The organism is Rhodococcus sp. no. 34 (assembly GCF_054589475.1).
This window is the reverse complement of record NZ_BAAILK010000041.1, coordinates 585,060-599,454: the sequence shown is the minus strand read 5'-3', so window position 1 is coordinate 599,454 and position 14,395 is coordinate 585,060. Positions and strand designations below refer to the sequence as shown.

The following is a 14,395-nucleotide window of genomic DNA, read 5'->3' as shown; positions in this document are numbered from 1 at the left end:
CCTGCCTTCCGTTTGCATCTGACAGTGGCGCCTGTCAGATGGGGGTAGTCTGCGTCACAGTCGCGTCGTCTGTCAAGATCGACTCATGGCTTCTCCCACACCCCGTCGATATGCCGGTCTGAGTGGTGAGCAGCGGGCCGCGCTTCGGCGTGAAAGCTTGCTTGCAGCAGGACTGGACGTGTTTGCGGCCGCGGGCAGGCAGGGTGCCACCATGACCGCCATCTGTGCGCATGCCAAGCTGACAGAGCGATATTTCTACGAGAGTTTCACCAGCAGGGACGAACTCCTCCAGCAGGTTTTCGACGGAATCGTCGACGAGGTGCGCGTGGCCGGAATGGCTGCACTCCGAACGACCGAGGGGACACGGGAGGAGCGCGTGCGGAGCGCCATTGCTTCGTTCGTCAACATCCTGACGGACGATCCTCGAAAAGGGCGTGTCGCGATGGTCGAGTCGGTGGCTTACGAGCCGCTGCGCACTCACAGGCGGGGAGCGCTGCGTGGGTTCGCGCAGATGGTGGCCGACGAGGCTGCGCTCTTGTACGGCGATCGAGCTTGGCCTCCCCATCAGGGTGAGATCAACGGATTACTGTTCGTGGGCGGCCTGGCCGAATTGGTGACGGCCTGGCTCAACGGCGAAATCGACATCACGCCCGCTGAGATCGTGGATGCCGCAACCTTCCAATTCACATCCACAGCGCACCGATGAAACGCGGGGCCGGCGATGCGGACTGCCAACTCTAGTGAGCGGCATGTGTCGTGATTCGAGGCAGTTTCGGGTCTGAATTGTCGATGACACTGTCCGCGCGGGTCCAGGGCTCTGCAGCCGCGAAGTACAGACGTTGGCCGCCGACATAACGGTTCATCGACGGGTGTTCCGGATCCGCGTTCGTTCCGTCGCGAAGGTTCATTCGCTCGGCGGTGATCTCGAAGGGCACGTCGAGAAAGATCGAATAGTCCCATCGGGAAGCAAATTCGTCCCGATGCAGAAAGAGTCCCTCGACGAGGACTACGGCTCCGTCGGCTGCATGCAAGTACGCGTCGCTGTCCCGTCGTGGTCGGTACTCGCGGTTACCTCCCGGTCTCAGAGGGGCGAGAACATGACGCTCGAGGGCGTCGTAGTCGTAGCTGTCGAGCCAGAAGCCTTCCGGTGACAGCCGACCTCTGCGATGGCGAATCTCCGGCGGATTGAGGAAGTCGTCGACGTGAATCACAATGGCGGGGCGTTCATTCAGCTGTGCTGCAAGACTTTTCGTGAATGTCGTCTTGCCGCTCCCGTCGACGCCGTCGATCGCGACGACGGGAGAGCCGCGCAGCGCGTTTATTTCGGCGGCCAAGGTCTCGAAGACCGTCTTGGTGCTCATCGAGCAGTTCTTCCCGCGCTCGTAGCGACGCGAAGAGGCCCGGTGTCGTACAGGATTCGGTGGCCGTCTTCGAGGACGCGTCGAGTGCCCGCGTCGAGCGGAAGGTCGGCCCAGCTCTCGCTCGCGAAATTCAGTTCGACGAGAAGACCGGACCGTAGGCGGAAGCGTCGTTCTCGGACTGGCCCCCAGTTGGCGGCTCTGATGAATCGCGCGTCGGGGCGGAGCCGGTCGAACCAGTCTTCATTTGCGAGCGCGTTCGCGTCGTCGGCCAGGATCATCAGATCAAGATCACTCGCCATACGCTCCGCGCCGCGCGCGTAGGATCCGACCAGCGCTACAGCTTTGACGTCATCGTGCTCAGCGGCCCATCGTTCGACGTCGACGAGCAGCGCGTTCACCGCACGTCTTCGCCCCTTCAATCGTGCTGACATACCGGCATCATTCCCCATCACCACCATTGTCCGTAGCTTCGCCCGGACCTCTATCCTGGAACTGTCAGTGACAAACCAGGCGGAGGGATGCGTATGTCCAAAATGAGAGAACTCAGCCGATGAAAGCAATCATCGTGTGTACCTCTGTCTCCCATGGCAATACGAAGCTGATCGCCGACGTCATCGGAGAAGTTCTCGATGCTCGCGTGGTCGAGCCCGGTGACATCGACGCCGCGCAGCTCGCCGACTACGACCTGGTGGGGTTCGGCTCCGGCATCTACCTACGCTCGTACCACGCAGATTTACGCTCGTTCGTCGAGGCACTCCCCGAAGAACGGCGATCCAAGGCTTTTGTCTTCGCCACCAGTGGATTTCCTGACAAGGGGATTCATCGCTTCTCGCGTCCACTGGTTCAGTTGCTCGAACAGAAGGGCTTCGATGTGGTCGCAGCCTTCTCGTCCCGTGCGTGGGATACCTATCTCCCGTTCAAGCCTTTCGGCGGTATCCGGAAGGGGCGGCCGAACGCCGACGACTTGGAATCGGCGCGCATGTTCGCCGAAATGCTACGCGGAAGCGTTCAGGACAGCTTGCCCGGCACCGGGTAGCTGCGCAGGCTCATCTCCAGCTCACCGGCGTCGGCAAGGTCGTTGATCGTCTGGCGCAGAGCGCCACACGTCCGCTGAGCGTTGGCACGGCTGTTCGCGCGACCCAACTCCGGGCACACTTCCTGCGACTCTTCGAGCCATTGGACGCTGGTGTGCGCTTCGCTGTACTTCTCGACGAGGACACGGTTTCCGCAGTTGCGGCAACTGACCTGACGCATCAGCGTGCAATCAGATCGGCCGGTGACCAGAAGGCGCGCATGCTCGTGATCTTGGCGTCCTCGTCGAAAGTCATGACGTCGATCGGTTCGACCTCGTAGACCTGATCGCCCACCGGTGTGACGACGCGGAAGTGGAAGGCCGCGCTGGATCCGCTCACCCGCAAGGTAAGCAGTTCCGTCTCTTGCGAACCGCCCTCGAGAGCGCCGTAGAACTCGGTGATCGCGGCCTTGCCGACGCGGGGTTCGCTGCCGACCGGGTCTTCGAGCGTCGCGTTCTCGGCGTAGAGGGCGGCGATGTCCGCTGACGATCCGCGAGCCACGGCGTCGAGGTAGGTGGTAACCGTCGCCGTGATCGCGGCCGTGGTGTCTGGTTCGAGAGTGGTCATCGAGTTAGTCCGATCAGTCGAGAAGTTCAGGGTCTGACAACTACTTCGGACGCTATCGGTGCGGGCTCGATTCGGCGCCGGCATCTCCCACGCAGCGGGACAGCCTGAGCACTCAGGCGTCGAAGCGTCCGAACCCGCCGCGGTAGAACAGAAGCGGACCGTCGTGGCGCAGCACGTTCAGATCGGTGATGCGCGCGACGACGATGGTGTGATCACCGGCGTCGTGCTCCTGCTCGACCGTTGCTTCGATGCGGGCGAGCGCGCCGCTCAGCGCCGGAGCACCGTTGCCGGCGGCATCCCACTCGACGCCGAGGAACTTGTCCGTCCCGCCGCGAGCGAACGCCGAACACATGTCCTGCTGATCGTGGGCGAGAACATTGATGCAGAGAGTTCCCGTTTCGCGAAGCTTCGGCCAACTTGTCGACGTCTTCGCCGGGCAGAACGAGAGCAACGGGGGATCAAGCGATACCGAGACCAGGGACTGGCAGGTGAAACCGAGGGGTGAATTTCCGTCGTGAGCGGTGATGACGGTGACGCCGGTGCAGAAATTGCTCATCACGTTGCGAAGTGTGCGTCCGTCCAGAACTGGCGGCTCGGCGTTTTCCACGGTCATGTCGTCTCCTTGTTCAAATCTTTTGTTCAAAACTCTGCAAACAGCTTCAGAAGCAACGATGTGTGGCGCCGCGGCCGTAATCCAGCGGCAGTCCCACTCAATGGCAGCAATGGCTTCTCGGCACGGGTCAGGACCGACCGAGTGGCAGGTGGAGGGGTTTCGAGCAAATTTGATCCCGCTCAGCGGTCCGTTCGGATTCTACGAAACCAGCAAATGACCAGTGATTGTTAGACTTCGGGCATGTCCGAACCTGATGACGTGTCCCGAGGACTTCCCGCTACCAGCTGGGCAGTGCTCGGGATGCTGACGTTCGGGGAGGAGCTGACCGGAAACGATTTGAAGAAGTGGGCTGACTGGAGTGTCGGCTTCTTCTATTGGAGCCCGTCCATCAGCCAGGTGTACGCAGAACTGAAGAAGCTCGAAAGCATCGGGTTCGTGGAGTCCCGGGTCGTCTCCGAACCGGGGGTGCGAGGCAAGCGCCTTTACTCCATTACTCAGTCAGGAACCGACGCCGTCCGGACGTGGTCACGGGAGGCACCGGTGGAAGTTCCGGTGCTCAAGCACGGTGTGATGTTGCGTCTGTGGATGGGACACCTCAACGAGCCCGAGCGACTGAAGGCGCTGGTGGAAGCCCACATCGCCAATGTCGAAGAGCAGATTCGACGCGCGAAACTCCACGCAGATCATGCCGAGAACGAGCCGGCCTGGTCGTTCCCGGTCATGACGTTGCGATGGTCGGAACGATACTTCCGAGCCGAGATCGAACTTGCTCGCGAACTACTCGACGACATCGACCGTGCGACCGCCGAGTTCGCGAACGTGGCCGAGCACGACCGACTGGGATCACCGTTGCCCTCGACGCCTGGCAAATGGAAGAACGTCGAGGAGTACGTGTTGGCGCTCGAGCAAGCCGGGCTCACCGGCAACGGTTCGAGTATCTGAGTCAGGCCCCGGCTGCGGTCGGCATGTTGCGCAGCAGATGACGACGTTGCAAAGTCGGAGTGACGCTCAGCGATCCGCCGTCGATGCCTCGCCAAATTGCAGCGGCCGCCATACGGACCGGCGCTGCGCTGACGTGGTCGAGGCGGAGGGCCTTCGACGGCGCGCAGATGGATACCGCGGCGACGGCGCGGCCGATGGGGCCGATCGGTGCCGCAAGACAGCTGAATCCCGGTAGGCCGTTTCCGGATTCGAAGGCCACCCCGGACTCGCGGATTCTGGCGAGGTGGGGCAGTGCGTAGCCCGAGGACTTCGGCGAACCGAACGCGAGCAGTGCCTGACCGATCGCAGTGGTCTCGGCGCGGCGTCGACCACCGACACGCGTCGGCACTGCGGCGGCGAGGCGTCCGCCGATCTTCTCCATGTAGACCACATCGGGCCCGTCGAGGATGCCGAGGTGAACCACGAATCCGGTGACTCGGTAGAGCTCGTGGAGAAGGGGCATGGCTGCAGCGTGGAGGCGGTCCTGATGAACCGCGAGCGATCCCAGTTCGACGAGGCGCATACCGAGTTCGTAGTCACGGCCGTCGCGACGCAGCCAACGCATCGAGACGAGACGTTCGAGCATGCGGTGGGCAGACGAGCGGGGAAGGCCTGTGCTCCGAACGACTTGAGCGAGCGTCAACCTGCCGGGACCGTCGAAGGCGTCGAGAACCAGCGAGACGCGATCGAGAATTGCTGTCGGGGCCGAATCGGCGCCTAAAGCATCCACAGCCTGCAGTGTCATCGTGTACCTCACTTCTCTTAGAGCTCCACAACCAGTGAACTGGCTATTTCAATTAGAAATAGTGTCATAGAGTTACGGATTTGTGAAGTGGATCACCGGTCTGTTTTCGGGCGCGTCGCGGTGGAAACGACGAGGGGGTTTGCGCGAATGCTCGCGCAAACCCCCTCGTCGTTTAACTACTGGCAGGTATTACATCGCCACCGGCAGGTACTACATCGTCGCCGACAGGTACTACATAGCTGCCAGTGGTTCGCTTCCGGACCAGTCGTGGCCCCAGTAGCTGTCAGCGGTGATCTCCTCGGAGGAGTACGAGTCCTGATCCACCCTCGCGCCCTCGGTGCCGAACTCGATGTCCCAGCCGCCGGGTGCGCGGACGTAGAAGGAGATCATCTTGTCGTTGGTGTGACGACCCAGGGTCGACGACACGGAGAATCCGTCCTTCATCACGCGGTCGAGTGCCTGGCCGACGGCGTCGAGGGTGTCCACCTCGACCATGATGTGAATCAGGCCGGGTGCACCGCCATGCGGTGCCGGGCACAGGGCCAAGCTGTGGTGGCGCTCGTTGACGCCCATGAAACGGATTCGCAGCGGCCCGAATTCGGGCGGAGCCGGCAGGCGGAAGGCGCCGCGCGGGTAGAAGCCGAGCACCTCGGTGTAGAAGTCGAAGCTCGCAGCACTGTCCATGACGGGGAGTACGACGTGGCCGAGACCCTGTGAGCCGGTGACGAATCGAGCGCCGAAGGGCGTCACCACGGGGCTGTGGTCGAGGATCGCTCCGTGGAAGACCTCGATGGCTGCTCCGCCGGGATCGGTGAAGGCGATGACCTCTTCGACCCGTCGAGCATCTGCTTCGGCGAGCGAAAGCTGCTCGACCTCGGTGCCGTTCTTCTCGAGTGCTTCTTGAACGCGGCGCAGTGCGGCGTGGTCGGCGACCTCCCAACCGATGTTGACGATCTCGTCGCGCTCACCCTCGACGACGACGATGCGAGCAGCACGCTCGTCGAGTCGTAGGTAGAGCGCGTTCTCGTCCGGCCCACTGCCCTTGGCGAAGCCGAGAACGTCGAAAGCGAAAGTGCGCCAACGTGCCATGTCGTTGGTCGAGATCTTGACGTAGCCAAGTCCCTTGATGTCAGTGCGTGTCATCGTGTCTTTTTCCTGTCGATTTCTTGTGTCGAAGTCTGATCAGATCATCGCCCGCAGCGGACCCTGCGGGTCTGCGCCGAGACGGCTCAGTGATGCGGCGTGGAAAACGGTGCTCGGCACGTGAATTGCGTGATGCTGTCCAGCATGAGCATCGCGCCAGAATCGCTGAAGCGGCTTGTCCATCCGCAATGCGTTGCCACCGCAGCGTGGGTAGACCTGATCGATTGCGTTGACGGCGCGCCAGGCGGCCTGTACCTGAGTCTGACGTCCCTCCGCGCGCTGCTCGAAGGTCACTTCCTTGCCAGCGTCCACTCGATCCCACATGCGGTCGACGTTGGCAAGCAGGGTGTCGCGCGCAGCCCGGATGTCGGCGGTTGCCTGACCGATGGCGAACAAGGTGTACGGGTCGTCCTTGATCGCCGTGCCCTGCGCGTTGATGCGATCGGCTTGGTACTCGTTGGCGTGGAAGAGCATTCCCTCGCAGATGCCGATCGTGGCGGCGGTGATTCCGAGGGGGAAAATGTTCGACCACGGCATGAGGTACAGCGTCTCGGTGCGCCCGTACTTGCGCACTGCCGTGCCGTCGATGACCTCGTCGCAGTCCATGACGCGGTAATCGGGGACATACGCATCCTTGACTACGAGATCCTTGGAGCCGGTGCCGCGAAGTCCCATGACATCCCACGAGTCTTCGATGATCTCGTAGTCGGTGCGCGGAATGATCACATGGAGCATGCGCGGCGGCATCTCCATGTTGCCGTCCTTGTCGCACGCCATCGCGCCGAGGAATGCCCAGTCGCAATGGTCGGTACCGGAGGAGAACTGCCAGCGACCGGAGAACTTGTAGCCGCCGTCGGTGGGGATGCACATTCCGCCGGGCATGTACGGCGATGCCATCCAGGTGTCGGGATCGGATCCCCAGATCTCCTGCTGCACCTTGGGATCCGCGAACGCGAGTTGCCACGGGTGAACTCCGACGATCCCGTGGACCCAGCCGGCCGACGGGTTCAGTGAAGCCATGCGCATGACGGTTTCGGCGAATTCGCGCGGATGCGCCTCCATGCCGCCATGCTCCTTGGGCTGCAGCATGCGGATGGAACCGATCGCCTTCATCTTCTTGGCGGTATCGTCGGCCACCCGGCCGATCCGCTCGGCCTCGATGCCTTCGGCGAAGATGTCGTCGGCCATCGCGTTGATCTGTTCGAGCACTTCGTACGTCATGTTGTTCCTTGCGTTCAGTCTGGTTGTCTCAGCAGTGTTTTCGACTGCGGATCAGGAGGTTGTCTCGAGCGCCTGGGCGTCACGTGCGGCAACGTTTTCGGCGACTTCCCGCTTCCAGCTCTCCACTGCGCGGGTAGTGTCGATCTCGAATTCGAAGCGCTTCGTCATGTCTTCCGTGACGTTCTCGACATCGGTGTAGAACTGGTTGTACCAGCGCCGCAACTGGTAAACCGGGCCGTCCTCCTCCGAGAGCAGCGGGTTGTCGATCGGGGCCTTGTTCTTCCAGATCTCCACGTCCTGAAGGAATCCCATCTCGACGCCCTCGGTGAACTGCGCGGCCATCGCGGCAGTGGCCTCGTCGTCCATACCGGGAAGCTTCTTGACCATCGCGCCGTACTGCAGGACGAACGCATTGTTCGAGATCGGGTAGTGGCAGTTGATCAGGACGGTCTCGATGATCTGCCCGTTGGCTTCGCTCTTGATCCAGTCGATCATGTACGACGGTCCGAAATACGAAGCATCCGAACGGAGCACAGCGTTGGGATCGCCGTAGTTGGTGCCGCTGATGACGTCCTCACGTCCCACCGATTCCATGTACTGGCTCGCGACATGACCTTCGAAGATGTTCTTGAAGTACTTGGGGAACGAGTAGTGAACGTAGAAGAAGTGGGCCATGTCCACGACGTTGTCGACGATCTCGCGGCAATGAGAGCCTTCGATGGTGAGCGTGTTCCAGCTCCAGTCACTCCACTCATCGCTTCCGAAGCCCTCGATGTCGGGGATCGTGACCTCGGCGGGCGGGGGATTTCCCTGGGGATCGTGCCAGACGAACAGCTGACCGTTCTTCTCGAGAGTGATCCATGCCCGCGTCTTGGCCAGCGGCGGAACGCGTCGTGCGTAGGGGATCGCCGTACATTTTCCATTACCGCCCCAACGCCAGTCGTGGAACGGGCAGGCGATCGAATCGCCCTTGACGGTTCCGTGAGCAAGGTTGCCACCCATGTGGCGGCAGTATGCGTCGAGAATCTTGATGTCGCCCTTGCTGTCGGCGAAGACGACAAGGCTGGTGCCGAATGCCTCGATCTGGTGGGGCTGACCGTCGCGATAGGTATTGCTCAGTCCGAGGCAGTGCCATCCACGTGCGAACCGTGCGGGAGGCGCTGCCGCTTCGATTTCTCGAATTTCCTCGCCGGCGCCCGTCTGCGTCGGGGTGTCCGTAGTGGTGAGTGGGCCGGTTCCGAGTGCCATGTCTTCCTCCGAGCCGCGTCTTGCGACGCTCCAGTGATGTGATCCGTCTCATACAACGACGAAGCGTCCGCTGGAGATACGGCAGTTCCCGCTGGATGGAACGCCTACTCGGTGACCTGCAGAGATTCAGCTCGCGAGTGTCGCCACATCGTCGATCGCGTAAGTCGCCCAAGCGCGGGCGGTGACGACCCCAGCGGGATCGGTGGCGACCAGAGCTACGTCGGCCACGCTCTCGTGGTCCTTCTCGTACGTCGCGAGCACTGTCACGGAGCAGTGCAGATCTGTTCCCGTGGAAGTCGCGGTGCAACGTCCGCGGAAGCGTCGTAGTGACGCCGAGCCGTAACGACGAGCAGCGAAATCAGCAAGGGCGGCAACGGAATCGGTTCCGGTACCCGCTGTCGGGGCTTCCCGGACGAAGACCTCGGCCACCAGATGCCCGGTCTGGTCGTGGTATTCGGTGATCCGCTCGAGTGTCGAACTCAGCGCCCTCACGGATCCGGTGAGCAGTGCGCCGGGATCGGGGCGTCCGAAGAACACGACGTCCTGCTCGACGACGGCCCCGTCGGGTGCCGAGCGCACGGTGCCGTACAACGAGTCGAAATCGGAGAGGAGCGTGGTGGCAGTACGCGGAGCAGTTGCCGTGAAGTGGGCGGTACCGAGGTTGGTAGTCATGACACTCTCCGTTGGACGCGACCGAGACGCTGTCGTCTCGGTGGGTACATCGACGCTAACCACCGCTCTCGCGGGTGACGACGGGCTTCCCGCTGATCGGGAGCATTCTCGGATTCGATCGAAGAGGTGGAACCTGTTCCAGTTTTGTGCAATTCTGGATATCGTATCCGTGACCGGGAGCACATCTCGATGACTGCACGCGCCGAGCAGAAGGAAGACCAGATGACAGACGAGTTCGCTGACCTGCACCGACCGGTATACGGTCCGGACCTGCTCATCACCGCTCTGGAACGCAATCACGACAAGCCCGCGCTGTACCTCGGCGACGTGATCCTCACCGGCGGTCAGATGCGCGATCAGATCAGCTGCTTCGCCCAGGCGCTCGCGTCTTTGGGAATCACTCAGGGCACCAGCACCGCGATGCTGTCGAAGAATCGCCCCGAGGTTCTGATCAGTATGGGCGCGACCATGATCACCGGCTGCCGGGCGAGCGCCTTGAACCCGATGGGATCGCTCGACGACCACAAGTACATCGTCGACGACGCCGAGATCGAGACGCTGATCTTCGATCCCAATGCCTTCGAAGAGCGTGCCGCCGAGTTGAAGGCGTCGTCACCCTCGTTGACCAACGTGCTCTCGATGGGGCCGTCCGAGGTGGGAATCGACATCCTCGCGCTGGCTGCCACGTTCGAGCCCGCGCCGCTGAAGGCAGCGCACGTCGACGCCGAAGACGCCAGCAGCATGGTTTACACCGGTGGAACGACCGGCAAGCCCAAAGGTGTTGTCGGATCCTTCCGTTCGGGTGCTGCGCTCAATCAGATCCAGATGTCGGAGTGGCAGTGGCCCGAGGACAACCGCTTCCTCATCTGCACGCCACTCTCACACGCAGGTGCAGCGTTCTTCATCCCGACCTTGCTGCGCGGCGGTGCGTTGATCGTCCTGCCTGCCTTCGAGCCAGGTGCTGTGCTCGAAGCGATCGAGAAGCACAAGATCACGGCAACCATGTTGGTGCCCACCATGATCTACATGCTCATGGACCACCCCGATCTGCCCAAGCGGGACGTCTCGAGTTTGCAGACGCTGTTTTACGGAGCGTCCGCGATGTCTCCCGCCAGACTGCAGGAGGGCATCAAGAAGTTCGGTCAGATCTTCTTCCAGTTCTACGGTCAGACCGAGTGCGGCATGACTATCTCGGTGCTGCGCAAGGAAGAACACCTCGCCGACGATCCGGCCCGCCTCGCCACGTGTGGGCGTCCGGTGCCGTGGCTCGACGTCCGGTTGCTCGACGACGACCTCAACGAGGTGCCGCAGGGAGAACTCGGTGAGATCTGCGTCCGTGGCCCGCTGATCATGAAGGGCTACTGGAAGAAGCCGGCCGAAACCGCCGAGGCGTTCCGGGGTGGTTGGCTGCACACCGGCGACATCGCGCGCAAGGACAAGGACGGGTTCATGTCCATCGTCGATCGCAAGAAGGACATGATCGTGACCGGTGGTTTCAACGTGTTCCCCCGCGAAATCGAAGACGTGATCTCGGCGCATCCGTCTGTCGCGTCGGTGGCGGTGGTCGGTGTGCCCGACGACAAGTGGGGCGAAGCCGTCAAGGCCTGTGTCGTACTTCGTGCCGGACTGACCGTCGACACCGAGGAACTGGTCGACAAGGTGAAGGCAGCCAAGGGTTCGGTTCACGCTCCCAAGAGCATCGACTTCGTGGAATCACTCCCGCTGACACCGCTGGGCAAGCTGGACAAGAAGGCGCTGCGCGCGCGGTACTGGGAGACCAGCGCCCGCGCGGTCTAGGCGCCAGCGTCGTGTAGCGAAGGGTCAGCGTTTCCAGACGTAACGACGCTCCGGGCGGCCCACCACTCCGTATTTCAGCGAAGTGGTGGACCGCCCGGACTCGTAGAGGTATTCGAGGTAACGCCTCGCGCTCGCGCGTGAGATACCGACCCTCTCGGAAATGTCTGTGGCCGAGGCGGGTTCGGTGTCGTCTCGCAGAGCTGTCTCGACCAACCGAAGAGTCTCGGGACTGAGTCCTTTGGGCAAACCTTTGTGGGACGACGCCCCGGGCGCGCCACCTGCCACACCGAAGGCCTCGTCCACTGCTGTCTGTTCTGCTTCGTAGGAGCTGTCGAGGTTCGCGTATGTCGATCGGTAACGCTCGAGACGCTCACGGAGAACCTCGAACGTGAATGGCTTCATCAGGTAATGCACGACGCCGCTGCGCAGCGCTTTCTTGACCGAGCCGGCCTCGCGCTCACTAGTGATGACAAGAACATCCAGCTCCGGTGCCAGCTCGCGAAACGGGGCGATCAGATCGAGTCCGGTGGTGCCCGGCAGGTGGACGTCGAGAAGCACCAGGTCGGGTTGCAACTCACCGACTGCGTCCAGTGCGGTCTCGGCCGAATGGGCAACGCCACACACTTCGAAACCGTCTATCCGTGAGACGAATCCGCTGTGCACCTTCGCCACCATGAAGTCGTCGTCGACCACCAGTACCCGGATCATGCGCCCTCTCCGTCGTGTAGGACTGCGGTGAAGACAGTCCACTCGATGTCCTCTGCCGAACGAGTGCTCACGGTGACGTCGCCGCCCCGCCGACGACACGTCAGGCGCACCAGCGCCAAACCGAAACCGTGTCCGTCGCTCGATTGTCCCTTGGTGCTCCAACCCTGGCCGAACACCCTGTCGCGATTCTCCGGCGCGATACCGGGGCCGGCGTCCTCGACCCGAACTTCGACCGCGGTGCCACGGCCCCGAATCGACAACCGAACCTTGCGGCGCGAGGCTTCCGGCATCTCGCCGACGGCGTCGACGGCATTGTCGACGAGGTTTCCGACCACTGTCACGAGATCTCGTCCGAGTCTGCGGTCCACCGTCTCCAGATGCGTGTCCGCCGCCAGCTCGATCGTGACCAACCCCTGTGCAGCGGCACCTATCTTGGCGATCACGAGTGCGGCGGTGCCGACGTCGGCGATCTTCTCGGTCACGGTCGCGCTGACCTGCGCGCGCTCCATGGTCAGACCTTCGACGTAGCCGACCACCTCGTCGTATTCGCCGAGCTGGATGAGGCCGGAGATGGTGTGCAGTTGATTGTCGAACTCGTGGATGTGGGCGCGTAGTGCGTCGGTGCTGGTTTTGGTCACGTCGAGTTCTTCTTCCACGGAGCGCAATTCGGTGCGGTCGCGGAAAGTGGTGACCGACCCGATGGTGCGGCCTTTCGATTCGATCAAGACGGTGTTGAGGACGAGCAGGCGATCGCCGACAAGAACCAACTGATCGGATTCGGTTGTGCCGGAGGTCAGTACACTCTGGAGGCGGTCGTCGAGACCGAGGTCCCGCACCGATCTGCCGGCACTGCCGCGTGGGATGTCGAGGAGTTGGTGGGCACTGTCGCTCATCAGCACCACCTTTCCCTGCGCGTCGAATGCGATGACGCCTTCCTTGAGACCGCGCAGCATTGCTTCACGTTGGCGAACCAGGTCCAGGATCTCGCCGGCTTCCATGCCGAGGGTTTGCCGTTTTACCCTGCGGGCCAACAGGATCGACCCGACGCCGCCGAGAAGGGATGCCACCGCGAGGTATACCAGGAGATTCGGTGCAGACTGCAGCAGGCGTGTCCAGATCGAGGGGTACTCGATGCCGACGATCGCGGTTCCGGTAATCGCTCCTTCGCTGCCGAGAATCGGAACGTGCGCCTCCACGGCCTTGCCGGAGGGCGTGTCGACCAAACCCGTCCACGACCGATCCTCCGTCTGACGTGCGTCGATGCCGACATCACCGGGACGCGTCGAAATGACGACACTGCCGTCAGCGTCGGCAAGCGAGACGTAGGTGACGCCCGAGATGGCGCGTACCGAGTCGACCGAACCTTGTAGTCCGGAGCGGAGACGGGTCTGCGCCTGGGGGAGTAGCTCGCGTACTGCCGGATTGGCTGCGAGCGATTCCGCTGCCGAGAGTGCGCGACGTCCCTCCTCGCGTTGGAAACTCGCGGACGACTGCGCGAGGGAGAGGGCGGTGACGCACACGAGAACTGCAACGACGATCAGAAGTTGCAGTTCGAGAAGTTGTGTCGCCAGAGTGTGCCGGCGGCGAAACAGCCGGGCAAACAGAGACGACTTGCTCTCTCGCTCCGCCTGCTCGTTTCCTGAGGACACCAGCCAGACCCTAGCCTTCAGTTCGATGCCGGGAAAGCGGCCGTTCGTGAGCACAATGAGCACAAATCAATTTGCTTTCCCAATGGTGACCCCAGTCACAAAGTGCGTCAGTATGAAACCTGTTCACACATCGGTACCGGCAGACAAGGACGAAGCCATGAGCACATCGAAGCGGCTGAGCAGGCATATCGCCCTGCTCGGTGCCTGCGCGATGACTCTCGTGCTCTCGACCGGATGCACTCCGGTCGAGTCCTTCTTCGCCGGTGGCCGAGCGGGTGAGAGTTCCGAAGAACTGCGCGTACTGGTGCCCTCGGTGGCCGGTGGTGGTTACGACCTGACCGCCCGGACCATGGTGCAAGCACTGGCCGACGAAGGGACCGTCGACGCCGACGTCGTTGTGCTGCCCGGATCGGGCGGCATCGTCGGACTCAACCGGTTGGCTCTCGAAAGCGGGAATCCCGACCTACTCATGGTCATGGGGCTCGGAGTTCTCGGTTCGCTCGAGATACTGCCGTCCGAGCACACACTTGCCGACGTGACACCGATTGCGAGACTGGTCGAAGAACCGGAAGCGCTACTGGTTCCAGCAGATTCACCGTACAAAACTCTCGCCGATC

16 protein-coding genes and 1 pseudogene are annotated in these 14,395 nt (G+C 62.3%); 5 read left to right on the top strand and 12 right to left on the bottom strand.

Going from position 1 to position 14,395, the window contains the following annotated elements; translation table 11 throughout:
- The first annotated feature begins 85 nt into the window (after positions 1-85).
- The gene (locus ACYP01_RS20250) at positions 86-706 is read left to right on the top strand and encodes a TetR/AcrR family transcriptional regulator (RefSeq protein WP_042452208.1); all 621 of its coding nucleotides are present in this window, start codon (positions 86-88) and stop codon (positions 704-706) included.
- A 31-nt stretch (positions 707-737) separates the two neighbouring features.
- Here the strand turns inward: ACYP01_RS20250 and ACYP01_RS20245 are convergent, their stop codons facing one another.
- Positions 738-1,361: a nucleoside/nucleotide kinase family protein gene (locus ACYP01_RS20245; protein WP_042924159.1), complete on the bottom strand. Its 624-nt coding sequence runs from the start codon at positions 1,359-1,361 to the stop codon at positions 738-740.
- The gene (locus tag ACYP01_RS20240; RefSeq protein ID WP_037131485.1) at positions 1,358-1,792 is read right to left on the bottom strand and encodes a nucleotidyltransferase domain-containing protein; all 435 of its coding nucleotides are present in this window, start codon (positions 1,790-1,792) and stop codon (positions 1,358-1,360) included. The genes ACYP01_RS20245 and ACYP01_RS20240 overlap by 4 nt, the downstream gene beginning before the upstream one ends.
- Before the next feature lie 119 nt (positions 1,793-1,911).
- Between ACYP01_RS20240 and ACYP01_RS20235 the strand changes: the two genes are divergently transcribed.
- Entirely contained in the window at positions 1,912-2,397 is a 486-nt protein-coding gene (locus tag ACYP01_RS20235) for a flavodoxin family protein (protein WP_003944338.1), read from the top strand.
- Here the strand turns inward: ACYP01_RS20235 and ACYP01_RS20230 are convergent.
- From ACYP01_RS20230 to ACYP01_RS20220, 3 genes are all read right to left on the bottom strand, one after another.
- The gene (locus ACYP01_RS20230) at positions 2,370-2,615 is read right to left on the bottom strand and encodes a hypothetical protein (protein WP_007726731.1); all 246 of its coding nucleotides are present in this window, start codon (positions 2,613-2,615) and stop codon (positions 2,370-2,372) included. The two genes, ACYP01_RS20235 and ACYP01_RS20230, sit on opposite strands and share 28 nt — an antisense overlap.
- Positions 2,615-3,001, bottom strand: a complete 387-nt coding sequence (locus ACYP01_RS20225; protein WP_003944423.1) for a nuclear transport factor 2 family protein — start codon at positions 2,999-3,001, stop codon at positions 2,615-2,617. Before ACYP01_RS20225 ends, ACYP01_RS20230 begins: the two co-directional genes overlap by 1 nt.
- A gap of 112 nt (positions 3,002-3,113) precedes the next feature.
- Complete coding sequence (locus ACYP01_RS20220) at positions 3,114-3,614, bottom strand: flavin reductase family protein (RefSeq protein ID WP_007726733.1); 501 nt, start codon at positions 3,612-3,614, stop codon at positions 3,114-3,116.
- 240 nt (positions 3,615-3,854) lie between these two features.
- Between ACYP01_RS20220 and ACYP01_RS20215 the strand changes: the two genes are divergently transcribed.
- Complete coding sequence (locus ACYP01_RS20215; protein ID WP_003944324.1) at positions 3,855-4,556, top strand: PadR family transcriptional regulator; 702 nt, start codon at positions 3,855-3,857, stop codon at positions 4,554-4,556.
- A 1-nt stretch (position 4,557) separates the two neighbouring features.
- Here the strand turns inward: ACYP01_RS20215 and ACYP01_RS20210 are convergent, their stop codons facing one another.
- The 5 genes from ACYP01_RS20210 to ACYP01_RS20190 form a co-directional block, all read right to left on the bottom strand.
- Positions 4,558-5,340 (bottom strand): IclR family transcriptional regulator, encoded by a 783-nt coding sequence (locus tag ACYP01_RS20210; protein ID WP_007726735.1) that lies wholly within the window; start codon positions 5,338-5,340, stop codon positions 4,558-4,560.
- 231 nt (positions 5,341-5,571) lie between these two features.
- The gene (gene bphC / locus ACYP01_RS20205) at positions 5,572-6,483 is read right to left on the bottom strand and encodes a biphenyl-2,3-diol 1,2-dioxygenase (protein WP_007726736.1); all 912 of its coding nucleotides are present in this window, start codon (positions 6,481-6,483) and stop codon (positions 5,572-5,574) included.
- A 39-nt stretch (positions 6,484-6,522) separates the two neighbouring features.
- On the bottom strand, positions 6,523-7,704 hold the full coding sequence (locus tag ACYP01_RS20200) for an acyl-CoA dehydrogenase family protein (RefSeq protein WP_003944352.1): 1,182 nt from the start codon (positions 7,702-7,704) through the stop codon (positions 6,523-6,525).
- A 51-nt stretch (positions 7,705-7,755) separates the two neighbouring features.
- Positions 7,756-8,952, bottom strand: a complete 1,197-nt coding sequence (locus ACYP01_RS20195) for a Rieske 2Fe-2S domain-containing protein (RefSeq protein WP_322000164.1) — start codon at positions 8,950-8,952, stop codon at positions 7,756-7,758.
- Positions 8,953-9,078: 126 nt separating this feature from the next.
- Positions 9,079-9,624, bottom strand: a complete 546-nt coding sequence (locus tag ACYP01_RS20190; protein WP_003944299.1) for a hypothetical protein — start codon at positions 9,622-9,624, stop codon at positions 9,079-9,081.
- Positions 9,625-9,846: 222 nt separating this feature from the next.
- Here ACYP01_RS20190 and ACYP01_RS20185 point away from each other — a divergent pair, with 222 nt between their 5' ends.
- Complete coding sequence (locus ACYP01_RS20185) at positions 9,847-11,421, top strand: AMP-binding protein (protein WP_039972740.1); 1,575 nt, start codon at positions 9,847-9,849, stop codon at positions 11,419-11,421.
- A 24-nt stretch (positions 11,422-11,445) separates the two neighbouring features.
- Here ACYP01_RS20185 and ACYP01_RS20180 read toward each other — a convergent pair whose 3' ends face one another.
- Together ACYP01_RS20180 and ACYP01_RS20175 are read right to left on the bottom strand one after the other, a co-directional pair.
- A complete protein-coding gene (locus ACYP01_RS20180; RefSeq protein WP_459681973.1) occupies positions 11,446-12,129 on the bottom strand; it encodes a response regulator in 684 nt (227 codons plus the stop codon).
- Entirely contained in the window at positions 12,126-13,778 is a 1,653-nt protein-coding gene (locus ACYP01_RS20175) for a sensor histidine kinase (protein ID WP_459681971.1), read from the bottom strand. Before ACYP01_RS20175 ends, ACYP01_RS20180 begins: the two co-directional genes overlap by 4 nt.
- A 157-nt stretch (positions 13,779-13,935) precedes the next feature.
- On the opposite strand from ACYP01_RS20175, the pseudogene ACYP01_RS20170 reads away from it, so the two are divergent.
- Positions 13,936-14,395 (top strand): annotated as a pseudogene (locus ACYP01_RS20170) (tripartite tricarboxylate transporter substrate binding protein); the annotation flags it as partial.